The organism is Streptomyces sp. NPDC030183 (assembly GCF_055573455.1).
In genome coordinates, this window is record NZ_JBVIBK010000002.1 from 106,835 (window position 1) to 130,861 (window position 24,027).

The window sequence follows — 24,027 nt, forward strand, 5'->3', positions numbered from 1 at the left end:
CGATCGACGTGCCAGCGTGTCAGAGCGGTGCCGCCGTGTCGCGTGAATTCCGCGCCCGGGACGGGCAGTTGTCAGCGCATGCCGGACGAGATCTACAACGACCGCCGCCTGGCCGGGATCTACGACCCCCTCGACCCCGACCGCGGCGACCTGGACGCCTATCTGCGGCTCGCGGAGGAACTGGGCGCGCGGCGGGTGCTGGACATCGGCTGCGGGACGGGCGTGTTCCGGGAGGACGCAGACCCCGGCGCCCCCTCGGCCACCTGGGACGCCGCCAACCCGTACGTCGCCCCGACTTTCGGCCCCGGCGTCCGCGTCGACTACATCCACGTCGGCCCACCGGGACGCGGTGGCCTCGGCCACGTCCGCGCCGTCCGCCGGGCGGGCGACGCCCCGGTCGACGGCGTCTGGCCCTCCGACCACGCCGCCGTGGTGGCCGACCTGGGAGCGGAGCCGGCCACCACCTGAGGGGACGCGGGGCGGGCGCGCGGCCCCGCCCTACGGCTTGCGGCCCAGCCCCCCGTGCTGGCCGATCGGCTTCGGGTCGTCCGACTGCTCGTCCGGGTGCCACAGCGGCACCGAGACGATGCCCGGCTCGATCAGGTCCAGGCCCTCGAAGTAGCCGGTGATCTGCTCGACCGGGCGCAGGAAGTACGGGACGGCGCCCGTCTCGTTGTAGGCGTCCTGGGCCCGCTCGTAGTCCGGGTCGGTGCCGCGCGAGCCGTCGTTGATGTTGAGGAAGCTGCCGGAGGGCAGCCCGGCGAGGAGGCGGCGGACGATGTCGCGGGCCTCCTCGTAGTCGCCGACGTGACCCAGGATGCCGCTGAGGATCAGGGCCGTGGGCTTCGACAGGTCCAGCGTCCGCGCCGCCGCCTCCAGGATCCTCTCCGGCTCGTACAGGCTGGCGTCGACGTACGCCGTGGCCCCCTCCGGGGAGGAGTACAGCAGCGCGCGGGCGTGGGCGAGGACCATCGGGTCATTGTCGACGTAGACGATCCGCGCCTCCGGGGCGCTGCGCTGGGCGACCTGGTGGGTGTTGTCGGCGGTCGGCAGCCCCGTGCCGACGTCCAGGAACTGCCGGACGCCCTCCACCTCCACCAGGTACCGGATGCTGCGCCGCAGATACGCCCGGCTGCTGCGGGCGATCGTCACGATCCCGGGGAACGCCCCCGCGTAGGCGTCGCCCGCCGCCTCGTCCACCGGGTAGTTGTCCTTGCCGCCCAGCCAGTAGTTCCAGATGCGGGCGGAGGCGGGCACCGAAGTGTCGACCTTCTCCTTCGCCGCGGGTTCGGGCGTGGTCGCGTGATCGGTCATGGGCGCCGTTCTCCTCCACCGAACAGGTGCGTCACACCTGCGGACGCACGGGTTGTGTCGAGCCAAACCTAAGGCCCGGCACGGTCGTTGCGTACGGGGGTTCCCCTACGATCCGACCGGCGTCACCGCCGCCCCAGGAAGATCGGGTTCGTGAACGCCGCCATCGGGCCAGGGAAGCCGGGGACCACCGGGGGATGACGGACCTCCGCGCGGACGTACGCCGCGTACGAGGCGGTCGTCCGCCACTCGGCCGAACCGGTGCCGGAGTCCGGCAGCGCGGGGGAGGTGAACAGGACGCCCTGGTCGGTGACGAAGCGGATGAGGCAGCCGGGGGCGCCCGTCGCCTCCAGTCGGACGGTGACCGGTGTGTCGCGATCCACCTTCAGCCGCTCGCCGATCCCGGCGTGCTCGCCGCGCGCGCCCGACGCCGTGAACGACACCGACACGTCCTTCGACTCCGCGACGTACGACCGACCGGCCCGCAGCCCCTCCTGGATGGCGTCCCTGGTCAGCTCGTCGGCGAGGACGACCGTCTGGGGGCGGCCCACCGGGTCGGGGTCGCGGTGGGCGTCGCTGTTGCCCATCGCCGGGATCCAGCCACGGCCCTCCCGCACGGACGCCACGAGCATGCCGTCCCAGTCGGCCAGGGCGACCTCGTCCTCGGGCGAGTAGCCGCCGTTCCACACCTCCACGACGTCCGCCTCGCCGAAGCCGAACTTCCAGTTGCAGCCGACGCAGGTGGCGTGCGGATGGGCCGGGACGACCAGGCCCCCGGCGCGGCGGATCTGCCGGGCGAACGCGCCGAAGCGGTTGTCGCGGGCCCGGTAGCGCCAGTCGACGAACGTGCCGGGGTCCATGCCGAGCGCGACCACGTGCCCGTTGCGCGTGGTGACCTCCTCGCCCAGCAGGATCAGCAGGTCGTCACCCGCGTGCTCGGCCCAATGCGCGTGCCCGGAGTGCGTGTTGTGCTCGGAGCTGTTGATGAAGTCGAGCCCGGCGGCCCGCGCCAGCGCCGCGATCTCGGCGGGCGTACGGCGTCCGTCGGAGTACCAGGAGTGCAGATGGCAGTCGCCCCGGTACCAGGCCCGCCCCCGGCCCCCGGCCCGCTCCGGCGGGTACACCGGCCGCACCCGCTCGCCGGGCGGCCCGTACGTCAGGGTGATGGTGATCTCGTACGGCAGTCCCTGCGGCGCCACCGTGTACGGGCCCAGCGCGATGTGCCAGGTGCCGGGGCGGACCGGGCCCGGAATGTAGCCGGGGGTCGCCTCGTCCGCGCGGACGAAGAACTCGGTGCGGGCACCGCCCGACCAGCCGCGGAAGCCCTTGCCGCCGAGGTCGGTGCCGCGTTCGTCGAAGACGCCGATGTCGAGCGCGTTGCCCGCCGTGCCCGCCGGTACGGACGGTCTGTCATAGGTGTACGAGACCCGCAACTCCCGTACTCCCGCCGGGACTTCGACCGGCAGGTACACGAAGTCGGGGGAGCCGGTGGGGAGGGTGCCCCGGATCGTCCGGGTCTCCTGGTCGCCGTCCGCGGCCGCGCCGCTGCTGCCGAAGGTCACGCTTCCCAACGTAAGCGCGGCCGCCGCCGACGTCACGAACAGCGCGCGCCTTCCCAGCCCCCTCCCTTCGGGTCCGTCGCTCCCTTCGCCCCCTCGGCCCCCGTCGCCGCGGGTGTCGCCCTGGTGGTCGTCGCACATCTGCTGCTCCCCGGGTAGTCGTGTGTGACCTGGCGCGGATGGTGCGGTGGTGGTGCGGGACACCTTCGTATGCGGTGGTGAACTGCGGGGCAAGGCAAGGGGATCGGCGGCTTTCGAGTTGGCCGAGTCACCATGGTCGCGACGGCCGGGCGGCGGGGCGGCCGGGCGGCCGGGCGGCGGGGGCGGCCGAGGGCGGGTGGTTTGTTCCGACCGGTCGGTATGGACAAGCGGGGCGCGCACGGGTAGAGATGACCCATGCGCATCGCCGTGACGATCTTCCTCACCGACGAGACGATCACTCCGACCAGGCTCGCGGTCGAGCTGGAGCAACGCGGTTTCGCGGGGCTCTACCTCCCCGAGCACACCCACATCCCCGTCGAGCGGACCACGCCGTACCCGGCGGGCGGTGAGCTGCCGCGCGAGTACGGCCGCACGCTGGACCCGTTCGTCGCGCTCGGCCAGGCCGCCGCCGTCACCGAGCGGCTGGGGCTGGGCACCGGCATCACGCTCGTCGCCCAGCACGACCCGATCGACCTCGCGAAGCAGATCGCGACCGTCGACCACCTCTCCGGCGGCCGCCTCACCCTCGGGCTCGGCTACGGCTGGAACGTGGAGGAGGCCGCCGACCACGGTGTCGAGTGGCGTACCCGGCGGGACCTCGTACGGGACCGCATGGCCCTCATGCGGGCGCTGTGGGCGGAGGAGCCGACGGCGTACACGGGGGAGTTCGGGAGCGTACGGGCGAGCCACGCCTACCCGAAGCCGGTCCAGAAGCCGCGGGGGCCGGTGGTGGGGCCGCGCACGCTCATCGGCGGGGCGGCCGGGCCCAAGCTGTTCGCGCACATCTGCGAGTACGCCGACGGGTGGCTGCCGATCGGCGGGCGGGGGCTGGGCGAGGCCCTGCCGGCCCTGCGGGGGGCGTGGGCCGACGCGGGGAGGGACCCGGCGGCGCTTCAGGTCGTCCCGTACGCGGTGCAGCCGAGCGCGGGGAAGCTCGCGTACTACGCGGAGCTGGGGATCGAGGAGGCGGTGGTGCAGCTGCCTCCGGCGGGGGAGGGGGAGGTGCTGGCGTTGCTGGACCAGTACGCGGAGTTCGTGGGGTAGGCGGGTTCGTCTGCCGGGTGCGGCGGGCCGGCGGCTGCGCGTCCGTCGTGGTGGTTCGCGCAGTTCCCCGCGCCGCTGAGAAGCGGCCGGGGCTGCGCCCCGTGCTTCTCGGCAGCGCGGGAGAACCGCGCGATCAGTCCACGTTCAGGGTCACTTCCCCGCCGGTTCCACCCGGACCGTGACCGTCGAGCCGTCCTTGGCCTCCTTGACGATCCGGATCTGCGTGTTGGTGTCGGTGATCCTGACGCCGCCCGTGGGGTTCTTCTCGTCGTAGTAGGTGTGCCTGCGGTCGTTGAAGACCGACACGCCCTTCTTCGACGTGACCCTCAGCGTGACCTTCTTGCCCCGGTGCAGCGTGAAGGCGTCCGTGCGGCCCAGCGTGAACGTCGAGTCGTGCGTCTGGTGGTCGTTCCCGGCCGGCTTGCCGTCGGACCACTTCAGGGCCTTCGGGTGCGCGTCGACCGGCAGCAGCCGCCCGACACCGGGGTGCCTGCTGGTGTTGTTGTCCTGCTGCGAGGTGTCCCACTTCCAGATGAGCAGACCGTTCTGGTACGGGTAGCGCTCCACCCAGCCGTCGCGTACGGAGTTGATCGCGAGCTTGAGGGCCTTGTCGTACGAGACGTACTGGCGGTTCTCGGCGATGTAGTACTGCTCGTTCTCGGTGGTGTAGGAGCCGCCGAAGCGGGAGAAACCGGCCGCCGTCCAGGCGGGGTCCGCGGTCTCGGCGTTGTCCGAGAAGAGGGGCGAGCCGTCGGCCGTGACGGTGATCCGGTCGGCCACGAAACCCTTCTGGGCCACGAACTGGTCGGTCTGGTAGCGGAAACGCAGCTCGATCTTCCGGCCCGCGTAGGCGTCCAGGGAGTACGACAGCTTCCTGAAGCCGTCCGTGGTGCCGTCCAGGGCCGGCTTGCCACCGCTGTCACGGCTGATCGGCGCGCCGTCGGCGGTGCCGTCGAGGGCGGTCCAGGTGGCGCCGCCGTCCGTCGAGACCTCGGTGTAGAGGTAGTCGAAGTCCTTCTCGATGTCCCACCAGCCGTCGAGCGTCAGCGCCGCCGAGGCCCTGCCGGTGAGGTCCACGGAACGGGTCAGCGTGTTGGACAGGTTGTCGGCGCTGCCGCTCCACCACTGCCGTGTGCCCTCGACGGGCTTGACGACCTCGACCTCCACCCGCTTCTTGGGCAGCTCGACCACGAGGGCCTGCTTGTCCCGGGTGTTGTACTCGGCGACGCCCAGCGTGTGCGTGGACTTCGTCCCGGCCTTGGCCCTGTCGTAGTTCAGCCAGCCGAGCTGGAGCTTGTCCCAGGCGGTCATGTCGCCGGGCAGGTCGCCTATCTCGGTCCTGCTCTGCCCCAGCCAGGAGCCGCCCGACATCAGGGTCCAGGCGCCGGTGGAGTTGTCGCCCTCGCCCGTGGTGTCGTAGTGGTCCGGAAGGCCGAGGTCATGGCCGTACTCGTGGGCGAAGACACCGAGGCCGCCGTTCTCCGGCATGATCGTGTAGTCGCCGACCCAGATGCCGGTGTCGCCGATCGGGGCGCCGCCGCGCTTGTTGCCCTCGGGGCCGGTCTTGTCCCAGTCGTCGCCGAACGCGTACCAGCGGTGTGACCAGATGGCGTCCTCGCCCTGCGGTCCGCCGCCGGCCTCCTCGCCCTCACCGGCGTGCACGAGCTGGAAGTGGTCGATGTAGCCGTCGGGCTCGTCGAAGTCGCCGTCGCCGTCGAAGTCGCCGCGGTCCCAGGTGTCGAAGCGCGCCAGCTCCGCCTTGATCTCGGCGTCCGTGCGTCCGGCCGCCTTCCGCTGCTCGGCCCAGGCCGTGACGCCGTCCGCGACGACCTGCCAGGAGCAGGTGTCGGGCTTGCACTTGTTGGAGCCGTAGCGGGCCTCGTTGTAGGGAACCCTGACCCAGTCCGAGACCTCGCCCTCGACCGAGTAGCGGCCCGAGGACTGCTTCTCGTAGTACTTCTTCATCGACTCGGTCTTCTTGCCCGTGCCGAAGAGCAGCTTCTCGTAGTGCTCGCGGTTGTAGTCGGCCCGCCAGGCCGTCGTGTTGTTCTTCTTGCGGTCCGGCTCGGCGATGCGGTTGTGCAGGGGTCCGGGCGTGCCGCCGTAGCTGCTGTCGACCTGGTCGCCGAACTCGACGAGGATCGTGAAGATCCTGTCGGTCTTCTCCCGTCCCAGCTCGACGTACTTGGGGTCGCCCTTACCGCTCTTCAGCCGCACGACCTTGGAGCCGTCACGGTTCCTGACCGTGGCGTCGCCGGATATGAGCTGCTTGAGGGCCTCCTCGCGCTGGGCGGCCAGCGTCCTGCTCGACGGGCTCTCGAAGTCGTGCTCGTGCCCGTGCGTGCTGTGCCCGGCGTGCGCGTCGGCCGGGTGGCCGTGATCCGTGGCCGTGGGGGGCGTGTGGGCTTCGGCGGTCCGAGAGGTGGCGACGGCGAACGTCGCCGCGGCGGTCGCGAGGGCCACGCCCGTCGCCGCCGCCCTGAACGCCCAGGGTGTGCTGCTCACTTGTGGGGGGTTCCTTCCTGAACTCAAGTGAGCTGATTCGACAACGAGTTGAGGGAAAATGAAAGTTCAAGATCGCCTGTTGCACGAGTAACTGCGGCTCGGGGAAGCGGCCACGGAAATTCCGCACGGCGCGTTCACCAATCCCTCGGGGAAGACGCACGAAAGGGGTCATAGGTTACCGAGTGGTAACCGACGGCAGGGGCACACGGGCGCACCCCTCGGTCGTTTTCCGGGGCGAGACCCGCCGCACCTGCCCGTGGAGATTCGAGCCGATCCCGTCGCTCGTATGCTCGACGAATGACGACTTCCGCCAGCCAGGGAACCGGCCCCACCGAGAACTCCATGCGTCGCGCCCTGAAACGCGCCCGGGACGGCGTGGCGCTGGACGTGGCCGAGGCGGCGGTGCTGCTCCAGGCCCGCGGCGCGGACCTGGACGACCTCGCCGCGTCGGCGGCCCGCGTGCGGGACGCGGGGCTCGCGGAGGCCGGGCGGCCCGGCGTCATCACGTACTCCAAGAGCGTGTTCATCCCGCTCACCCGGCTCTGCCGGGACACATGCCACTACTGCACCTTCGTCACCGTGCCCGGCAAGCTGCGCCGGGCCGGCCACGGGATGTTCATGTCGCCCGACGAGGTCCTCGACGTGGCCCGCAAGGGCGCCGCCCTCGGCTGCAAGGAAGCCCTGATCACCCTCGGCGACAAGCCGGAGGACCGCTGGCCCGAGGCGCGCGAGTGGCTCGACGCGCACGGCTACGACGACACCATCGCCTACGTCCGCGCGATCTCCATCCGCATCCTGGAGGAGACCGGACTGCTGCCCCACCTCAACCCCGGCGTGCTGAGCTGGACCGACTTCCAGCGGCTCAAGCCGGTCGCCCCCTCGATGGGCATGATGCTGGAGACCACCGCCACCCGTCTGTGGTCCGAGCCGGGCGGCCCCCACCACCGCTCCCCCGACAAGGAGCCCGCCGTACGGCTGCGGGTGCTGGAGGACGCCGGTCGGTCCTCCGTCCCGTTCACCTCCGGCATCCTCCTCGGCATCGGCGAGACGTACGAGGAGCGGGCCGAGTCCCTCTTCGCGCTGCGCAAGGTCGCCCGCGCCTACCACGGCATCCAGGAACTGATCATCCAGAACTTCCGCGCCAAGCCCGACACCGCGATGCGCGGCATGCCGGACGCGGAGCTCGACGAGCTGGTGGCCGCCGTCGCCGTGGCCCGGCTCGTCATGGGCCCCTCGGGCTGCATCCAGGCCCCGCCGAACCTCGTCGACAGCGAGTACGAGCGCCTCATCGCCGCCGGGATCGACGACTGGGGCGGGGTGTCGCCCCTCACCATCGACCATGTGAACCCCGAGCGCCCCTGGCCGCTGATCGAGGAGCTCACCGAACGGTCCCGCGCCGCCGGGTTCGAGCTGCGGGAGCGGCTCTGCGTGTACCCGGAGTTCGTCACCCGCGGCGAGCCCTGGCTGGACCCCCGGCTCCTCCCGCACGTCCGCGCGCTCGCCGACCCGGCCACCGGCCTGGCCCTGCCCGACGCCGTCGTCGAGGGGCACCCGTGGCAGGAGCCCGAGGAGGTCTTCGTCGCCGCCGGGCGCACCGATCTGCACACCGCCGTCGACACCGAGGGCCGCACCGGCGACCGCCGCGACGACTTCGACTCCGTCTACGGCGACTGGGGCGCCCTGCGCGAGGCGGCGGCGCCCGGCATGGCACCCGAGCGCATCGACACCGACGTACGGGACGCGCTGCGCACGGCCGCCGACGACCCGACCCGGCTCAGCGACGACGAGGCCCTGGCCCTGCTGCACGCGGACGGCCCCGCGCTCGACGCGCTGTGCCGCGTCGCGGACGACGTCCGCAGGTCGGCCGTCGGCGACGACGTCACGTACATCGTCACGCGGAACATCAACTTCACCAACGTCTGCTACACCGGCTGCCGTTTCTGCGCCTTCGCGCAGCGCCGCACGGACGCCGACGCGTACACCCTGTCGCTGGAGCAGGTCGCCGACCGGGCGGCGCAGGCGTGGGACGTGGGCGCCGTCGAGGTCTGCATGCAGGGCGGCATCCACCCCGACCTGCCCGGCACGGCGTACTTCGACATCGCGCGGGCCGTGAAGGAGCGGGTGCCGGGGATGCACGTCCACGCGTTCTCGCCCATGGAGGTCGTCAACGGCGCCACCCGCACCGGGATGTCGATCCGGGAGTGGCTGACGGCCGCGAAGGAGGCCGGGCTCGACTCCATCCCCGGCACGGCCGCCGAGATCCTCGACGACGAGGTCCGCTGGGTCCTCACCAAGGGCAAGCTGCCCACGGCCACCTGGATCGAGGTGGTGACCACCGCCCACGAGCTGGGCATCCGCTCCACCTCGACGATGATGTACGGCCACGTCGACCAGCCCCGGCACTGGCTCGGCCATCTGCGGACCCTCGCCGGCATCCAGCAACGCACCGGCGGCTTCACGGAGTTCGTGACGCTGCCCTTCATCCACACCAACGCGCCGGTCTACCTGGCCGGCATCGCCCGGCCCGGCCCGACGATGCGCGACAACCGCGCGGTCACCGCCATGGCCCGCCTCCTCCTCCACCCGTGGATCCCCAACATCCAGACCAGCTGGGTGAAGCTCGGCACCGAGGGCGCCGCCGAGATGCTCCGCTCCGGCGCCAACGACCTCGGCGGCACACTGATGGAGGAGACGATCTCCCGCATGGCCGGCTCCTCCTACGGCTCGTACAAGTCGGTCAAGGACCTGATCGCCGTGGCGGAGGCCGCCGGCCGCCCCGCCCGCCCGCGCACGACCCTGTACGACCCGGTCCCGGAGGAGCGTCGGCGCGCGGCCACCGCCTCCGACGGCCACCTGCCGGAGCTGCTGCCGATCCTGGACCGACGGCCCTGACGAGCCCCACGGAGCCGACCCCGGTCACCCGCGCGATCGACCCCGCCGGTCCGTACGGTCCGTACGACGGCGGGGGTCGATCGCGCCGGGGCCCGGGCGGGTCCTGGGGCAGGCGCTAGCCCTTCGCCGGTTCGTCCTGCGGCAAGCAGGTGACCAGGAGCACCACACCGCTGAGCAGGAACACGCGCAGCGCCGCGTCGAGGCCGTTCCAGCTCTTGGACTGCCACATCACGAACCACTCGCCGCCGATGGCCATGAAGCCGGCGCCGAAGAGGAGCAGGACCATGAGCAGACCGAGGGTGCTGTAGCGGCGGGCGGTGTGGAAGGCGCGTGAGCGCAGGGCGGTGGCCCAGAAGTACGTGGCGGCTATGAGGATCAGCGCGGAGACCGTCTCCCAGACGATGATGGCGACGTACGCCGTGTCCTGGAGGCCCTTCGACGTGATCGCCCGCCACATGAGGTCCTCGTCCTTGAACGTGGTGTCCATGGCGAGAACGTGCCGTACGAACTGCTGGTTGGTGCCGAAGTCGGTGATGTTGCTGAAGGCGACGAGCGCCATGTAGAGGGCGACGGTGCCGACGAGAAGCGTCGAGGCGAGGGGGAGGACGGACGAACGGGGTCTCAGATCTGCGGACATGGATCAACTATGTCCCGCATGATCTGTGCAACCCCAGGTGATTTTCGGCGCGTTGGGCCAGAATCAGTGGCTGCCGACTGGCGGGAACAGCACGGGTGGCGACCGCCGCGACCGGCGGACGAGCGGAGGATGACGCATGGCACGGGAGCGGCCGGTTCCGACGATGCAGGAGCTGATCCGGCGGCGCACCCGGCAGGGCTTCGTCGGCCGTGCCGCGGAACGGGCCGCGTTCCGCGCCGCCTTCGACCTGCCGATCGAGGACGAGCGCCGGCGGTTCCTGTTCCACGTCCACGGCGACGCGGGCATCGGGAAGACCTTCCTCGTCCGGGAGTTGGAGCAGATCGCCCGGGAGCACGGCGCCCTGACCGCCTATGTCGACGACGGGGCCGGCAGCGTCCCCGAGGCCATGGCGGTGATCGCGGACCGGCTCGCCCGTGAGGGGCGGCGGTGCAAGGAGCTGGAGCGGCTGCTGACGGCCCACCGCGAGCGGCGGTACGAGGCCGAACTGGCCGCCTTGGCCGTGGCGGAACCCGAGGAGGAGCCCGGCGCCGGACCCGCGGTGCCCTCCGCCGCGAGCACGGCCGCCGCCCGGGCGGCCCTCGTGGCGCTCGGCCTGCTGCCCGTCGTCGGGCCCTTCGCCGGCGCCGTCGACCCCGACGGACTCGCCCGCGGCGCCGACCGGCTGTGGGCGGGCATGGGCTCCCGGCTGCGCGGCCAGGAGGACGCCCGGCTCCTCCTCGCCCCCGAACGCGTCCTGACCCCCGTCCTGCTGGACGAACTCACCGAGGCCGCCGCCCACGTGCCCTGGCTGGTCCTGCTCTTCGACACCTACGAGCGGACCGGCCCCTTCCTCGACCCGTGGCTGCACGACCTGGTCACCGGTGACCGCCACGGCCCCCTCCCCGGCAACGTCGTCCTCGTCACCGCCGGTCGGCGGCCCGTCGACACCGCCCGCTGGGGAGGGCTCGCCGACTTCGTCGCGGACATCCCGCTGCGGCCCTTCACGGAGACCGAGACCCGGGGGCTCCTCGCCGCCAAGGGCGTCCTCGCGGAACCCGTCGTCGACGAGGTGCTGCGCCTCACCGGCGGCCTCCCCGTCCTCGTCTCCACGCTCGCCGAGGCCCGCCCCCGCGACCTCGACGACCTGGCCGACGCCGGCGACCCCAGCGCCACCGCCGTGGAACGCTTCCTGAAGTGGGAGCCCGACCCGGTGCACCGGGCGGCGGCACTGGCCTGCGCCCTGCCCCGGTGGCTGGACGCGGACGTCTTCCGTGCGGCCGTCGCGGACCTCCACCCCGACGGCACCGACGGCCCCCACGGCCGCGACGGCACCGGGGGCGACGGCGACGGCGGCTCCGAGGCGCTGCTCGCCTGGCTGCGGGCGCTGCCCTTCGTCACCGACCGCGGGGACCGGATCGTCTACCACGACGTCGTACGGGCGCCCATGGTCCGGCTGCAACGCCTGCGGTCGCCCCGCGCGTGGACCGAGCGGCACCGGCGCCTCGCTGCCGCCTTCGCCGAGTGGCGGGCCGAGGCCGGAGCGGGCGTCGCGGACGACCGGCTCTGGGGCACGGAACGGTGGCGGGAAGCGCGCCTGGCCGAGACCTACCACCTGCTGTGCGCGGACGGGCGGGGCGCGCTGCCGCGGGCGTTGCGCGACGCCGTGCGCGCGTGCGGCGAGGGCGAGCCGGTGGCCCGGCGCTGGGCCGAGACGCTGGCCCAGGCGGGCCGGGACGCGGACGCCGCGGAGCCCGCCCGCTGGGGCGAGGACCTGCTGGCGGCGCTGGGGCGGGGCGGGGCGCACGACGCGCTGGGCGCCCTGCTCCTGCGGGCCGGCCTCGACACCCGGCACCAGGCCCTCGCCCATGCCCTGCGGGGACGCGCCCTGCACCGCGACGGGGCCGACGAGCGGGCGGTCACCGAGTTCGACCGGGCGCTCGCCCTCGACCCGGAGCTGGTCACGGCGTACACGGGGCGGGCCGTCGCCCACGCCCACACCGGGGACCACGCCGCCGCCGTGGCCGACCTCGACCGGGCCGACGCCCTCGCCCCCGACGACGCCACCACCCTCACCCTGCGCGGCGACTACCAGCGCCTCCTGGGGAACCCGTCCGCCGCGGTCGCCGACCTGGACCGGGCGGTCACGCTCGCCCCGGACCGCCGCGCCGCCTGGGCCTCCCGGGGCGCGGCCCGGCACGCGCAGGGCCGCCTCGACGAGGCCCTCGCGGATCTGGACCGGGCCCTCGAACTGGACGGCACGTATGTGTGGGCCCTGGTGCGCCGCGCCCGGGTGCGCCGCACGCGGGGCGAGCACGAGCGCCAACTGGCCGATCTGCACCACGCGGTGGCCCTGGAGCCCGACTCGGCGTGGGTGCGCTGCGAACGCGGCGACGCCCTGCGGGTCGCCGGCCGTGACGAGGAGGCCCTCGCCGACTACGACCGGGCGATCGCCCAGGACGGGCTGTACGCGTCGGCGTACGCCAGCCGGGGTGTCTCCCTCATGAAGCTGGGCCGCCGCGAGGAGGCCCTGACCGACCTCGACCGGGCGGTGGCCCTGGCCCCCGAGTACACCTGGGCGCTCCGCCACCGGGTGGCGCTCCACCTCGAACTCGGCGACCCCGCGAGGGCGCTGGCCGACGCGGAGCGGGCCCTCGAACTGAGCCCCGGCGACTCGTGGACGGAGGAACTGCACGGCCGGGCCACCGAGGCGGCGGCCCGGCCGGGCGGGGCGGGGTAGGGCCTACCTGGCGTGGGCTACTTGGCGAACCCGGCGCCGAAGAGCGCGCCCTTCTCCGGCGCCTTCAGGACGGATGGCCCGAACGAGGTGATGTTGTTCGTGGTCAGGCCCGCCTTCGAGCCCCGGAACAGCCACACCGCGCCCGAGTTCTTGTACGTGCCGTCCTCCGTGGGCGCGGCGACGGCGAGGTCGGCGCGGTCGTTGGCGTTGACGTCGAGCAGGGCGACGGCCTCGCCGAACCGGTCACCGGCCTCGGAGACACCGGGCACCCCGGAGACGGACTGGTCGAATGCCTGGGCGCCGGTGCCGGTGAGCCCGGAGGGGCCGCCCTTCAGCAGGACGACGGAACCGGCGTCGCGGACGGAGCCGATGTCCTCGCCGGGCACACCGACCGCGATGTCCGGGTAGCCGTCGCCCGTGACGTCACCGGCGGCCAGCGAGGCGCCGAACTGGTCGCCGTAGTCGCTGTGGTCGCCGCCCCGGAATCCGGCCTCGGAGACGCCGGGCACGCCCGCCGTGTTCTGCGTGATCTTCGTGACCCGGGTGCTCGGTCCGTCCGGGCCGCCGTAGACGACCCGGACGTTGCCCGCGTCGTACATCTCCATCTCGGAGATGGCGTCGACCTGCCGTCCGACGTAGTCGCCGTAGCCGTCCGCGTTCACGTCCGCGACGACGCCGCCGAGGGTGGGGGCGCCGGTCGACCTGGCGTGCTCGGTGTCGACGCCGGTCGCGGTGCCCGGCCACCAGAGGGTCGGGTACGAGCGCTCGTCGAAGCCGTGGGTGGTGACGAGGTCGTCCTTGCCGTCGCCGTTCATGTCGCCGGCGATGACGTCCCAGGTCGGCCGCCTCTCGTTCTCCGGGAAGACGTTGGTGCCCGCGGGCGCGCCGTCCCGGGTGAACGGACCCAGGCGGACCTGGAGGACGCCGTCGTTGCCGAGGGCGATGTCGTCCTGACCGTCGCCGTTGAAGTCGCCGCCGGCCAGTTTGATGACGGTGCCGCTGAGCGCGGTGGCGGATGTCAGACCGCTCGCGGAACCCCACACGATGGCGGCGGCGCCCGCGTTGGCGCCGACGACGAGGTCGGTGTAACCGTCCCCGTCGAGGTCGCGGGCGGCCGTGGACCTGCCGAAGTGGTGCGGCGAGGGCTCGCCGGGCACCCACGGCAGGGCCTGCGACACGATCAGCGGGTGCGCGGTGTCGGCGCCCGCCGGGGAGCCGTAGACGACGGCGACGTAGCCCGCGGACTGGACGCCGGAGACGGTGGCCTCGGGCGCGGCGGTCGCGAGGTCGGCGAAACCGTCGCCGTTGAAGTCGGTGATCGGCGCCTTCGGGGCCGCGGCGGCCGGAACGGTGGCGACGAGGGGAGCGGCCAGCAGCGCGACGGCGACGGCGGCGCGTCCCGCGACCGCGCGGTTGCTCGTGCGGCGGGCGGCGCCGGTGCCCGTACGACGGCTGGTGCGAAGAGGCACGGATTCTCCAGGAGTTGGGTCAGGGGATGCCGGTGGTTCACATCTGATCGTTTGACCATCGGGGGTGCAAAAGGGTTGCTCTCCACGTGCTGGAACCCGCTCGTCGAGACCCCTGAACCGACCATTCCCGTTCGATTACAGTGCTGGACTGTCGAGCCGTACGGGCGTACGGATGTACTTACGTACTGACGTACGGGTAAGGCCGTGAGGAGGCCGGGGTGGGTGCGACAGCCGGGGCCGTCTGGGGGCGTGCCGAACAGCAGGACTTCCGCAGCCGGGTGCGCGGAACACTGCTGGGCGCGGCCGTAGGCGACGCGCTGGGAGCGCCCGTCGGACCGCTGCCCCTGCCCCGCATCCGCGAGACGTACGGCCCCGAGGGCCTGCCCGACCTGGCGCCCGCCTACGGAAGACGCGGCGCGATCACCGACCTCACCCAGCTGACCCTCTTCACCGTCGACGGTCTGATCCGCGCCCAGGTCCGCCGCGACACCGGCGCCTGGCACCCGCCGACCGATCTGCACCGGGCCTACCTCCGCTGGGCGGCGACCCAGCGGGACTGGGGCCCCGACGAGCGCCGCAAGGACGACGGCTGGCTCGCCCGCGAGGAGTGGCTGTACGCCCGGCGCGACCCGTCCCGGGTGTGCCTGCTCGGCTTCGCCGACGACACCATGGGGACGCTCGACGCCCCCAAGAACCCCGGCGAGGCCGGCGCCGAGGCCGCCGCCCGCTCGGCCCCCTTCGGCCTCCTCGTCGGCTGGGAGCCCCAGCTCGTCTTCCAGCTCGCCGTCGAGTGCGCGGCCCAGACCCACGGCCACCCCACCGCGTACCTCGCGGCCGGCTCGTACGCCGTCGTCGTGCACGCCCTGGCCCGGGGCGAGAGCATGGACGCCGCCGTGCAGAAGGCCCTGGTGCTGCTCGCCGCCCGCCCCGGCCACCAGCCCGTCACCGAAGCCCTCCACGAAGCCCTCGCCGCCGTCCGCACCGGCCCGCCCTCACCGGCGCTCGTGGAGGAGCTGGCCGACCCCGGCACGGCAGACCGGCTGCTCGCGGTGGCGATCTACTGCGCGCTCGTGGGCGAGGACGTACGCCAGGGCCTGTGCCTCTCGGTCAACCACAGCGGCCCGTCGAAGGCGGCGGGCGCCCTGACCGGCGGCCTCCTCGGCGCCCTGCACGGCGAGACGGCGCTCCCCCCTGCCTGGCTCGCGGAACTCGAGGGCCGCCCCACCCTGCTGGTCCTGGCCGACGACTTCGCCCTGGAGATGACCCAGGGCCCCGCCCTGCACAGCCCCAACGGCGCGGTGCCGGGATGGCTGGCACGCTATCCCCGGGCCTGAGAGCGAGAGAAAGCCGGTGAGAGAGGAAGCCATGGCGGACTGGACCCTGCGCGGGGCCTCGGCGGCGGACGTGGAACCGCTGGCGGAGCTGCGGGCCGTGGTGATGCGCCCGGACCTGGAGCGCCTCGGCCGCTACGACGAGGACCGCGTCCGCCGGCGCTTGCGCGAGGGCTTCGACGCGGCCCACACCTGGATCATCGAGGTGGGCGGTGAACCCGCCGGCTGTGTGGCGCTCCGCCCCGCCGCCGACGCCCACTGGCTGGAGCACTTCTACCTGGCCCCGCGCCTGCACGGCTCCGGCACCGGCACGGCCGTGCTGCGCGAACTGCTCGACCGCTGCGACCGGGACGGCACGGTGGTCCGCCTCAACGTCCTGCGGGGCAGCGCGGCACGCCGCCTCTACGAACGGCACGGCTTCACCCCGGAGTCCGAGGACCCGGTGGACGTCTTCATGGTGCGCCACCCGGCGGCCACCGGCCCGCGCGGGGCCGCGGTGACGCGATGAACACCCGCATGATCATCCTCAACGGCGGTTCCAGCTCGGGGAAGTCCGCGATCGCACGGAGCCTGCAGTCCGTACTGCCGGACCCCTGGCTGGCGTTCAGCGTGGACACGCTCGTGGACGCGATGCCGGAGCGGATGCGGTCCTCGGACCAGGGCATCGACTTCGCGGCGGACGGCGCGGTGAGCACGGGCGCCGACTTCCAGGTGCTGGACGCGGCCTGGGCGGCGGGCCTGGCGGCGATGGCCCGCGCGGGCGCCCGCGTCGTCGTCGACGACGTCTTCCTGGGCGGCGCCGCCTCCCAACGGCGCTGGCGCGACGCCCTCGGCGACCTCCCGGTCCTGTGGGTCGGCGTCCACTGCGCCGCCACGGTGGCCACGGCCCGGGAGGCCGCCCGGGGCGACCGCCCCCACGGCATGGCCGCCCTCCAGGCCACCCTGGTCCACCAGGACGTCACCTACGACCTCGAGATCGACACCACCCACACCGCCCCCCTGACCTGCGCCCACACCATCGCGGCCCACCTGCACTGAGAACCCGGCCCCCTGACGGCCGACGGGACGGTGACGTGCAAAACGGTGGTCCGCGCGGCGACCGGGCCCTAGTGTCCTCGCTTGTGACTGGACTCCCCTCGCATCTCCGTACGACAGCGGCCGCGTACGACGACATCGCCGTCCTCTACGCCCAACTGGTCAAAGACGAGTTCGACTCCCTCCCGCTGGAACGCGCGATGCTCGCCGCGTTCGCCGACTCCGTGCGGGCCGTCGACGGTGGGCCCGTCGCCGAGCTGGGCTGCGGCCCCGGCCGGGTGACGGCGTACCTGCGGGACCTCGGCCTCGACGTCCTCGGGATCGACCTGTCGCCGGTGATGATCCGGCTGGCCCGGGAGTCCTACCCCGACCTGCGGTTCGAGGTCGGCTCCATGCACGCGCTCGACCTGGCCGACGACGAGCTGGACGGCCTCGTCTCCTGGTACTCGGTCATCCACGCCCCGCCGCGCGAGGTGTGCTCGTACGTCGCGGAGTTCCGCCGTGTCCTCGCGCCCGGCGGCCACCTCGTGCTCGGCTTCTTCGAGTCGGAGGGCGGACCCGTCACCGAGTTCGACCACAAGGTGACCACGGCCTTCCGCTGGCCCATCGACGAACTCGCCGCCCTCACCAGCGAGTTCGGCTTCATCGAAGTGGGCCGCATGCTGCGCGAGCCCCGCGAGGGCGAGCGGTTCAGGCGCGGGCACCTGCTGATGCGGCTGGAGAAGTGACCGCCGGTCCCCGACGCCGACGCCGGCGTCGGGTGAACCCGTCCGGCTAGGCCGACAGGCCTAGACCCCCGTCGGACTGGCCGCGTCCTTGCCCGAGCCCGGTGCCGGGACCGCCGCCGCGGCTCCCGTGCCGCCGCGGCCGTCGCCGTCCCCGTCCGTGTTGATCTTCTCGATGATCGCGAGCCGCTCCGGTGTGTCCTCCGGCTTGATGAACCCGATGGCGATGTACAGCACCAGCGACACGGACAGCGGGATGGACACCTGGTACTGGAGCGGGACGCCGCCCTCGACGTTCCAGTGGATCGGGTAGTTCACCAGCCAGAAGGCGAACAGCCCGCACGCCCAGCTGGTGAGCGCGGCCGTCGGCCCGGAGCGCCGGAACGGCCGCAGCAGACCCAGCATCATCGGGATGGCCATCGGACCCATCAGCCCGGCGACCCACTTGATGACGACCGTGATGATGTCCTTGAACGCGGGGGAGTTGACCTGTGTGGCCGCCGCCATGGACAGCCCCAGGAACACGACGGTCGTGATCCGGGCGACCCGCAGCCCCTGGCCCTCGCTCCAGGCCCGCGCCCGGCGCCACACCACCGGCGCGCAGTCCCGGGTGAAGACGGCCGCGATGGCGTTCGCGTCGGAGGAGCACATCGCCATGGTGTGGGAGAAGAAGCCGACGATGACGAGTCCCAGCAGCCCGTGCGGCAGCAACTGCTCGGTCATCAGGGCGTAGGTGTCGGAGCCGTCGCCCTTCTCCGAGGTGACCAGCAGCGGCGACATCCACATGGGGAAGAACAGCACCAGCGGCCAGACCAGCCACAGGACCGCCGACAGCCGGGCGGAGCGCTCGGCCTCGTAGGGGGTGGCCGTGGCCATGTAGCGCTGGGCCTGGTTGAGCATGCCGCCGTTGTACTCGAACAGCTTGATGAAGAGGAACGCCAGGAGGAAGACGGTGCCGTACGGGCCGACGAGGGGCTCGCCGTGGCCCTCCAGCTCGGGGCGGTCCCAGACGCCGAAGAAGCCGCCGTAGTCGTCCAGTTTCACGAACACGGCCACGAACATCGCGATGCCGGCGAGGAGCTGGATGACGAACTGCCCCAGCTCGGTCAGGGCGTCCGCCCACAGACCGCCGATGGTGCAGTAGACGGCGGTGATACCGCCGGTGATGAGGATGCCCTGGTTCAGGGAGACGCCGGTGAAGACGGACAGCAGGGTCGCGATCGCGGCCCACTTCGCCCCGACGTCCACGATCTTCAGCAACATGCCGGACCACGCCAACGCCTGCTGGGTCGGCAGGTTGTAACGGTTCTTCAGATACTCCAGGGGGGACGCCACATGCAGCCGCGACCGGAGCCGGTTGATGCGCGGCGCGAACAGCTTGGAGCCGATGGCGATACCGAGGGCGATGGGGAAGGACCACGTCACGAACGACGTCACGCCCCACGTGTACGCGATGCCGGCGTACCCGGTGAACATCACCGCGCTGTAGCCCGACATGTGGTGCGAGATGCCGGACAGCCACCACGGCATCCTGCCGCCGGCGGTGAAGAAGTCGCTGACGTTGTCCACTCGCTTGTGCGACCAGACGCCGATCGCGACCATCACACCGAAGTAGCCGATGAGCACGGCCCAGTCGAGACTGTTCATGGGCCCCCTTCCAGGGTCCGCCGCCAGGGTCAGCCATGTGAACGGTCAGGCATGTGAACTCTGTGAACTCTGGGTTCGGTGGCATGCTCACGGCAAGGAAGGGGTAGGTCAAGAGGCGGTAAAAAAGTTCTGCGCGATGACCCTGGTTCATGTACATGAAAGATTGAGTGGCGTCGGGTGGCTAAAAACGATCACCCCCGCGGCCCCGCAGCCCGCGCCCCCGCAGTCCTCATCACCGCGGACCGGCTCAGCGCATCAACTCCCCGGCGTTCACCAGCAACGACTGGCCGGTGATCGCCCGAGCCCGGTCGGAGGCCAGGAAAACCACGGCGTCCGCGACATCCCCGTCCGTGGCCAGCTCGGGCAGCGCCATGCGCTCGGTGAGCCGCGCCAGCACCTCCGCCTCCGGCACCCCCTCGCCGTGCGCCGTGAACCGGACGTACGCCTCCACCGGCGGCCCCCACATCCACCCCGGCAGCACCGTGTTGACCCGTATCCGATGGGGCCCCAACTCCCGGGCCAGCGAGTACATCGCGCTCGTCAGCGCCCCCTTCGACGCCGCGTACGCGGCCTGCCGCACCTGCGAGGGCGCGGCGACCGCCGACTGCGTCCCGATGATGACCACGGACCCGCCGCCCGCCTCCTTCAGGGCGGGCAGGCAGGCCCGGGTCATCCGCAGGGTGCCCAGCAGGTTCACGTCGAGGACCGCCTGCCAGGTGGCGAAGTCGGCGTCCTCCAGCCCTCCGAAGCAGCTGTCCCAGGCGGCCACGTGCACCACCGCGTCCACGCCCCCGAACCGCTCCCGCGCCAGCGCCGCGAGCGCGTCGCACTGCCCCTCGTCGGTGATGTTCGTCGCCCGGTACGCCGTGTGCGCGCCGTCCGGGTCCACCTCCGCCGCGGCCTTGGCGAGGCTGGCCTCCGTACGCGCCCCCAATACGGCGTTCCCGCCGTCCCGCACGACCGCGGCGGCCACCCGCCGGCCGAGTCCCGCTCCGACGCCCGACACGACGACGGTCTTGCCGCTCAGCAGGGGCAGGGGCAGGGGCAGGGGCATCGCTACCTCCAGGGTCTGGCGCTCTATCTGACGGGACGTCAGAGTATGGGCGACCGGTGGAGGAAGGAAGGGAAGCATCCATGTCGGACGACACCCGCAGCGCCGCCTATGCCGAGCTGGCCGCCGTCGGCCCGTACGGCGTCCGTCCCGGCCACGCCCTGATCACGATGGTCGAGCCGCATCCGGGCCACGAGTACGCGTACAACCGCTGGTACGAGGACGACCACTACTACGCGGGGGCGATGGCGATGCCCTGGATGTTCGCGGGCCGCCGCTGGGTCGCGACCCGCGATCTGCAACTGCTGCGGACCCCGGAGAAGTCGGCGATCGCCCAGCCGGTCACCGCCGGCTGCTACCTCTCCACGTACTGGATCACCGACGGCCGCTACGACGACCACATGCGCTGGACGGTCGCCATCAACAAGCGGCTCAACCGCGACGCGCGGGTCTACCAGGACCGGACGCACGTCTTCACCGCCTTCCAGGACCACGAGGCGACCGTCTACCGGGACGGCGCCGCCGGTCCGCGCGACATCCACGCCCTCGACCACCCGTACGCGGGCCTCGTACTGGAGGTGGTCGACGCCGAGGGGCCGGAGCGGCGGGCGGAGCTCCTGGAGTGGCTGCGGGCCCGGCGGCTGCCGAAGCGGCTCGCCGGGTCCCCGGCCGCCCTGGTCACGGTCTTCCGGCCGACGCCGCTGCCGCTGGACCGCATGTCCTACGTCAAGCAGGTCGAGGGCGTCGACACCCGCCTCACCCTCCTGTGGTTCCTGGAGGCCGACCCACGCGACTGCTGGGAGGCGCACTTCGCGGGCGCGCGGGAGGAACTGGAGGGTTCGGGACTGGGGAGGCTGGAGCTGCTGGCGCCGTTCATCCCGACGGTCCCGGGGACGGACCGGTACGTGGACCGGCTCAGGTAGCGGGCGGGCAAGGCCGAGCCCCCTCGGCCAGGACGGCGGGCCGGTCGAGAGGGCTCTGTCAGTTGGTGTGTGTGAAGTTGTGTTCCTGGTGGGGGTGAACCATGGTCACGCGAGGTCGAAGGCTCCGCGGTTGACCCCGGTGACGAACGCGTTCCACGAGTCGGCGGGGAACGCCAGGGTCGGACCGTCGGAAACCTTGGAGTCACGCACGGAGAGTGCCGCGACGACGGGGGACTTGACCTCGACGCACGCGCCGTTGCCCGTGGAGTACGAGGACTTGACCCACGTGTCCGTGGCGCCTTGCTGAATTGCCATTTCTGCTCCGCTAGCCGGTTGGTCGTTGAGTTGCTGTCGCCGAACCGCGGGACCACGTCCGTTCCCGGACCCCACAGTTCGGTTTCCGCCAAGGTCGTTGATTTCCTTGACGTGATCGACGCTACTCGCCAACATCGCCTGACGAAGCGACTATTCACTCGGGCGAGTGACATATTCCCCTTGGGTCTTCCCCGTGGAGATGCCAGGGTGTATCTTCCGTCCCTTTCTCTCCCGTGGGCGCCTGATCAGCGTGGAGCGGGGACTACAACCCGGCATAGCCCTTCGCGATCTCGGCGATGAACTGGCGGGATTGATCCACATTCAGGGCCTGCGCCCTCAAGTGCTCGTACATCACGCTGTACTTCTGGACGTCGGCGGGCTTCTCCAGATACAGATCGCTCGTGACACCCTCGATATAGACGACGCTGGAATCCGAGGCGTCCGGGAACTCCAGGATCGCGTACTGACCGTTGAGACCCGGGTGCGCCCCCATGTCGAAGGGGATCACCTGCACGGTGACATGGGGGAGTTGGGACTGCTCGACCAGGTGCTCCAGCTGCTCGCGCATGAGGGAGCGGTTGCCGACCACCCGGCGCAGCGCGGCCTCGTCGAGGACGGTCCACAGCCGCAGGGGGCTCTCCGGCGCGGAGATACGTTCCTGTCGCCTCATCCGTACCTGGACCCGCTTGTCGATGTCGCCGGGCGTCGTCTCGGGCAGTGCGCCCGCGATGAGGGCCTCGGCGTACGGGCGGGTCTGGAGCAGTCCGGGGACGACCTGCGGGTCGTACACGCGCAGGCTGGCCGCGTCGGTCTCCAGGCCGATGTAGACGCTGTACGGGACGTCGCCGAACGCGTGCCACCAGCCCTGCTGGCGCGAGTCCTTGGCCATCTGCATCAGGGAGTCGACGACCCGCTGGTCCTCGACCTCGTAGACCCCGCAGAGGTCGCGGACGTCGCGCTGGCTGATGCTGCGGCGGCCGTTCTCCAGCCGGCTGATCTTCGACTGCGAGACCAGCAGCCGCTCGGCCACTTCCTCGGCGGTCATGCCCTTGAGCTCACGGAGCCGGCGCAGCTCCTGGCCCAACCGGCGTCGCCTGACGGTGGGATTGACATTGGACGCCACGGGACGTGCACCTCCGGCTGCGGGCCTCTACTTTGCGTATCTGCTGCTGAGCAGATTGCCACCAAGGTGCCGAGTAGCGCTGGAAAACAGCGGATATGCGCTGGACACACGCCGTTCGCGCCGTAGTTTTTCCGCTGTGCGGGGTTCTCCGCCGAATGTACGGCCAGCACCGGAACATGCGGCCGCGCGGGGCGGCGAGGCCGTCTCGTACGGACGGTCCGGCCGGTCGACGGATCGACCTTCCGAGCGTGTCCGTACGGCCTCGCCCGCCCCGCGCGGTCCAGCGGCTCCCGAACCGGGTCCCTGGGTCCCCGTGTGACGGTTCGGCGCGGTGCTGACGGTGCTGACGGTGCGAGTGGTGGTGCGAGTGGTGGTGCGAGTGGTGCGCAAGAGGTGAAGCGGTCGGTGCGGCCGTGCGTGGTCGTGCGGTCCCGCGCGGAACGGGCCGGGCGGTGTCGGGGCCCGCGGCTCTGGGCCCGGGGTCCCACCCGGTGTGGCGCGCCGGTGCGTTGTACGACCGGCGGCGGTGTTTCGGTACGGCTGTGTTTCAGCGCTTCGTTGCTTCGTTACCGCGGTGCTTCGGTGCTTCTGTGCGCGTTGGTGGGTCGGCGCGCGGGTGGGTCAGTGCGCCACGACGCGTGCCATGGAGCCACGGCGCGGCTGCATCGGAACGCCACGGGCGGGTTCCGGTGCGGGTGGCCTGGCGCCGGGTGCGGCCTGACGGCCGGCCGGTGCCGGGCTGCGGCGGGGCTGTGCGGCCACGCCGTTCTGCACGTCCATGACGGCGTGGGCCACCAGACCGCCCATGGGGTCGTGCCGGATGAGGTCCCTGAGCCGGGAGCGGGACGAGCGTCCTTCGTTCCCCGGGTACAGGTGCTTGCCGAGGCCCACGGCGTGGGCCAGTGCGGCGAGCGCGGCCGTCCGCGGGTCCGGCGGTACGCCGGTGCGGATCGCGGAATCCAGCCGGGCCCTGATCTCCCGGCTGATGGCCGTGTCCGTCGCCTGGTAGCGCGTCGTCGGCAGCACCCCGCACATCTGGCCCGCGACGGCGTGCACCATGCCGCAGCGCTCCAGGTGTGACAGGTAGGTCTGGCGCAGCCCCAGCCGGGGCCCGCCGATCCAGTGCACCGCACGGACCGGAGCGCCGCGCCTTCGCAGCAACTCCAACGCGCAGTCCAGTGTTGGATCTCCAGTCGGCCGTGGGGACACCACGGCGATACGATCCCCGTCTGGGGCTATCCGCCCGGCCAGCGCCAGCTCTACTAGCTGTGCTCCGGCCAGACCAAGGTCGAGCGACTGCGGCTGTGCGGTGGTACCCGTGGCCGGGTCCAACGCCAGCAGCAGAAGCTCCTCCGGAATTGTTCTGCGGCTCCTGCCCATCCATGCCTCCCCGCGTGGATGAATGACAGGGTGACCCCTCTCACATTGGTCTGTCGAGGGTGCGTGACCGGAATGTAGTGGAACCGATAGGTATGTCGTTCTCGTCTACCGCAGGGGTTAAGCCCGCACACAGGACACTGGT

At 72.0% G+C, this 24,027-nt stretch carries 18 protein-coding genes and 2 pseudogenes; 10 read left to right on the forward strand and 10 right to left on the reverse strand.

Annotation, left to right across the window (positions count from 1 at the left end; genetic code table 11):
- Positions 1-78 precede the first annotated feature (78 nt).
- A pseudogene (locus ACZ4Z2_RS03380) lies at positions 79-228 on the forward strand (SAM-dependent methyltransferase); the annotation flags it as partial.
- A 3-nt stretch (positions 229-231) separates the two neighbouring features.
- A pseudogene (locus ACZ4Z2_RS03385) lies at positions 232-468 on the forward strand (endonuclease/exonuclease/phosphatase family protein); the annotation flags it as partial.
- A 30-nt stretch (positions 469-498) separates the two neighbouring features.
- On the opposite strand, the gene ACZ4Z2_RS03390 reads toward ACZ4Z2_RS03385, so the two are convergent.
- The gene (locus ACZ4Z2_RS03390) at positions 499-1,314 is read right to left on the reverse strand and encodes an SAM-dependent methyltransferase (protein ID WP_468071865.1); all 816 of its coding nucleotides are present in this window, start codon (positions 1,312-1,314) and stop codon (positions 499-501) included.
- Positions 1,315-1,436: 122 nt separating this feature from the next.
- The gene (locus tag ACZ4Z2_RS03395; RefSeq protein WP_468071867.1) at positions 1,437-3,011 is read right to left on the reverse strand and encodes a CehA/McbA family metallohydrolase; all 1,575 of its coding nucleotides are present in this window, start codon (positions 3,009-3,011) and stop codon (positions 1,437-1,439) included.
- A gap of 255 nt (positions 3,012-3,266) precedes the next feature.
- Between ACZ4Z2_RS03395 and ACZ4Z2_RS03400 the strand changes: the two genes are divergently transcribed.
- Positions 3,267-4,115, forward strand: a complete 849-nt coding sequence (locus ACZ4Z2_RS03400) for an LLM class F420-dependent oxidoreductase (RefSeq protein WP_468071869.1) — start codon at positions 3,267-3,269, stop codon at positions 4,113-4,115.
- A 150-nt stretch (positions 4,116-4,265) separates the two neighbouring features.
- On the opposite strand, the gene ACZ4Z2_RS03405 is transcribed toward ACZ4Z2_RS03400, so the two are convergent.
- Positions 4,266-6,620 (reverse strand): immune inhibitor A domain-containing protein, encoded by a 2,355-nt coding sequence (locus ACZ4Z2_RS03405; RefSeq protein ID WP_468071871.1) that lies wholly within the window; start codon positions 6,618-6,620, stop codon positions 4,266-4,268.
- 297 nt (positions 6,621-6,917) lie between these two features.
- Between ACZ4Z2_RS03405 and ACZ4Z2_RS03410 the strand changes: the two genes are divergently transcribed.
- On the forward strand, positions 6,918-9,512 hold the full coding sequence (locus ACZ4Z2_RS03410; protein WP_468071873.1) for a bifunctional FO biosynthesis protein CofGH: 2,595 nt from the start codon (positions 6,918-6,920) through the stop codon (positions 9,510-9,512).
- Positions 9,513-9,627: 115 nt separating this feature from the next.
- Here ACZ4Z2_RS03410 and ACZ4Z2_RS03415 read toward each other — a convergent pair whose 3' ends face one another.
- On the reverse strand, positions 9,628-10,149 hold the full coding sequence (locus ACZ4Z2_RS03415; protein ID WP_468071875.1) for a DUF2165 domain-containing protein: 522 nt from the start codon (positions 10,147-10,149) through the stop codon (positions 9,628-9,630).
- A 136-nt stretch (positions 10,150-10,285) separates the two neighbouring features.
- Here ACZ4Z2_RS03415 and ACZ4Z2_RS03420 point away from each other — a divergent pair, with 136 nt between their 5' ends.
- Complete coding sequence (locus tag ACZ4Z2_RS03420) at positions 10,286-12,886, forward strand: tetratricopeptide repeat protein (RefSeq protein WP_468071877.1); 2,601 nt, start codon at positions 10,286-10,288, stop codon at positions 12,884-12,886.
- 17 nt (positions 12,887-12,903) lie between these two features.
- Here the strand turns inward: ACZ4Z2_RS03420 and ACZ4Z2_RS03425 are convergent, their stop codons facing one another.
- The gene (locus ACZ4Z2_RS03425; RefSeq protein ID WP_468071879.1) at positions 12,904-14,355 is read right to left on the reverse strand and encodes an FG-GAP-like repeat-containing protein; all 1,452 of its coding nucleotides are present in this window, start codon (positions 14,353-14,355) and stop codon (positions 12,904-12,906) included.
- Between the two features lie 218 nt (positions 14,356-14,573).
- On the opposite strand from ACZ4Z2_RS03425, the gene ACZ4Z2_RS03430 reads away from it, so the two are divergent.
- The 4 genes from ACZ4Z2_RS03430 (at position 14,574) to ACZ4Z2_RS03445 (ending at position 17,449) form a co-directional block, all read left to right on the forward strand.
- On the forward strand, positions 14,574-15,689 hold the full coding sequence (locus ACZ4Z2_RS03430) for an ADP-ribosylglycohydrolase family protein (RefSeq protein WP_468071881.1): 1,116 nt from the start codon (positions 14,574-14,576) through the stop codon (positions 15,687-15,689).
- Positions 15,690-15,720: 31 nt separating this feature from the next.
- Positions 15,721-16,194 (forward strand): GNAT family N-acetyltransferase, encoded by a 474-nt coding sequence (locus ACZ4Z2_RS03435; RefSeq protein WP_468071883.1) that lies wholly within the window; start codon positions 15,721-15,723, stop codon positions 16,192-16,194.
- The gene (gene cpt / locus ACZ4Z2_RS03440; protein ID WP_468071885.1) at positions 16,191-16,724 is read left to right on the forward strand and encodes a chloramphenicol phosphotransferase CPT; all 534 of its coding nucleotides are present in this window, start codon (positions 16,191-16,193) and stop codon (positions 16,722-16,724) included. Before ACZ4Z2_RS03435 ends, cpt begins: the two co-directional genes overlap by 4 nt.
- A gap of 83 nt (positions 16,725-16,807) precedes the next feature.
- Entirely contained in the window at positions 16,808-17,449 is a 642-nt protein-coding gene (locus tag ACZ4Z2_RS03445; protein WP_468071887.1) for a class I SAM-dependent methyltransferase, read from the forward strand.
- Positions 17,450-17,509: 60 nt separating this feature from the next.
- Here the strand turns inward: ACZ4Z2_RS03445 and ACZ4Z2_RS03450 are convergent, their stop codons facing one another.
- Both ACZ4Z2_RS03450 and ACZ4Z2_RS03455 read right to left on the reverse strand, forming a co-directional pair.
- Complete coding sequence (locus tag ACZ4Z2_RS03450) at positions 17,510-19,093, reverse strand: sodium:solute symporter family protein (RefSeq protein ID WP_468071888.1); 1,584 nt, start codon at positions 19,091-19,093, stop codon at positions 17,510-17,512.
- 247 nt (positions 19,094-19,340) lie between these two features.
- A complete protein-coding gene (locus tag ACZ4Z2_RS03455; protein ID WP_468072331.1) occupies positions 19,341-20,129 on the reverse strand; it encodes an SDR family oxidoreductase in 789 nt (262 codons plus the stop codon).
- A 98-nt stretch (positions 20,130-20,227) separates the two neighbouring features.
- Here ACZ4Z2_RS03455 and ACZ4Z2_RS03460 point away from each other — a divergent pair, with 98 nt between their 5' ends.
- Positions 20,228-21,067, forward strand: coding sequence for a hypothetical protein (locus ACZ4Z2_RS03460; protein WP_468071890.1), 840 nt, complete (start codon positions 20,228-20,230; stop codon positions 21,065-21,067).
- Between the two features lie 105 nt (positions 21,068-21,172).
- Here the strand turns inward: ACZ4Z2_RS03460 and ACZ4Z2_RS03465 are convergent, their stop codons facing one another.
- The 3 genes from ACZ4Z2_RS03465 to ACZ4Z2_RS03475 form a co-directional block, all read right to left on the reverse strand.
- Complete coding sequence (locus ACZ4Z2_RS03465) at positions 21,173-21,382, reverse strand: DUF397 domain-containing protein (protein WP_055537993.1); 210 nt, start codon at positions 21,380-21,382, stop codon at positions 21,173-21,175.
- A 262-nt stretch (positions 21,383-21,644) separates the two neighbouring features.
- Positions 21,645-22,505, reverse strand: a complete 861-nt coding sequence (locus ACZ4Z2_RS03470; RefSeq protein WP_468071892.1) for a helix-turn-helix domain-containing protein — start codon at positions 22,503-22,505, stop codon at positions 21,645-21,647.
- Between the two features lie 621 nt (positions 22,506-23,126).
- A complete protein-coding gene (locus ACZ4Z2_RS03475) occupies positions 23,127-23,885 on the reverse strand; it encodes a GOLPH3/VPS74 family protein (RefSeq protein ID WP_055717212.1) in 759 nt (252 codons plus the stop codon).
- Positions 23,886-24,027: the final 142 nt, after the last annotated feature.

What these genes read in the sequence shown, in the direction of transcription:
- ACZ4Z2_RS03475 (WP_055717212.1), bottom strand. Translation starts at nt 23,885, where the DNA reads ATGGGCAGGAGCCGCAGAACAATTCCGGAGGAGCTTCTGCTGCTGGCG.
- ACZ4Z2_RS03460 (WP_468071890.1), top strand. Translation starts at nt 20,228, where the DNA reads ATGTCGGACGACACCCGCAGCGCCGCCTATGCCGAGCTGGCCGCCGTC.
- ACZ4Z2_RS03435 (WP_468071883.1), top strand. Translation starts at nt 15,721, where the DNA reads ATGGCGGACTGGACCCTGCGCGGGGCCTCGGCGGCGGACGTGGAACCG.
- ACZ4Z2_RS03395 (WP_468071867.1), bottom strand. Translation starts at nt 3,011, where the DNA reads ATGTGCGACGACCACCAGGGCGACACCCGCGGCGACGGGGGCCGAGGG.
- ACZ4Z2_RS03390 (WP_468071865.1), bottom strand. Translation starts at nt 1,314, where the DNA reads ATGACCGATCACGCGACCACGCCCGAACCCGCGGCGAAGGAGAAGGTC.
- ACZ4Z2_RS03415 (WP_468071875.1), bottom strand. Translation starts at nt 10,149, where the DNA reads ATGTCCGCAGATCTGAGACCCCGTTCGTCCGTCCTCCCCCTCGCCTCG.
- ACZ4Z2_RS03450 (WP_468071888.1), bottom strand. Translation starts at nt 19,093, where the DNA reads ATGAACAGTCTCGACTGGGCCGTGCTCATCGGCTACTTCGGTGTGATG.
- ACZ4Z2_RS03420 (WP_468071877.1), top strand. Translation starts at nt 10,286, where the DNA reads ATGGCACGGGAGCGGCCGGTTCCGACGATGCAGGAGCTGATCCGGCGG.
- ACZ4Z2_RS03410 (WP_468071873.1), top strand. Translation starts at nt 6,918, where the DNA reads ATGACGACTTCCGCCAGCCAGGGAACCGGCCCCACCGAGAACTCCATG.
- ACZ4Z2_RS03465 (WP_055537993.1), bottom strand. Translation starts at nt 21,382, where the DNA reads ATGGCAATTCAGCAAGGCGCCACGGACACGTGGGTCAAGTCCTCGTAC.
- cpt (WP_468071885.1), top strand. Translation starts at nt 16,191, where the DNA reads ATGAACACCCGCATGATCATCCTCAACGGCGGTTCCAGCTCGGGGAAG.
- ACZ4Z2_RS03400 (WP_468071869.1), top strand. Translation starts at nt 3,267, where the DNA reads ATGCGCATCGCCGTGACGATCTTCCTCACCGACGAGACGATCACTCCG.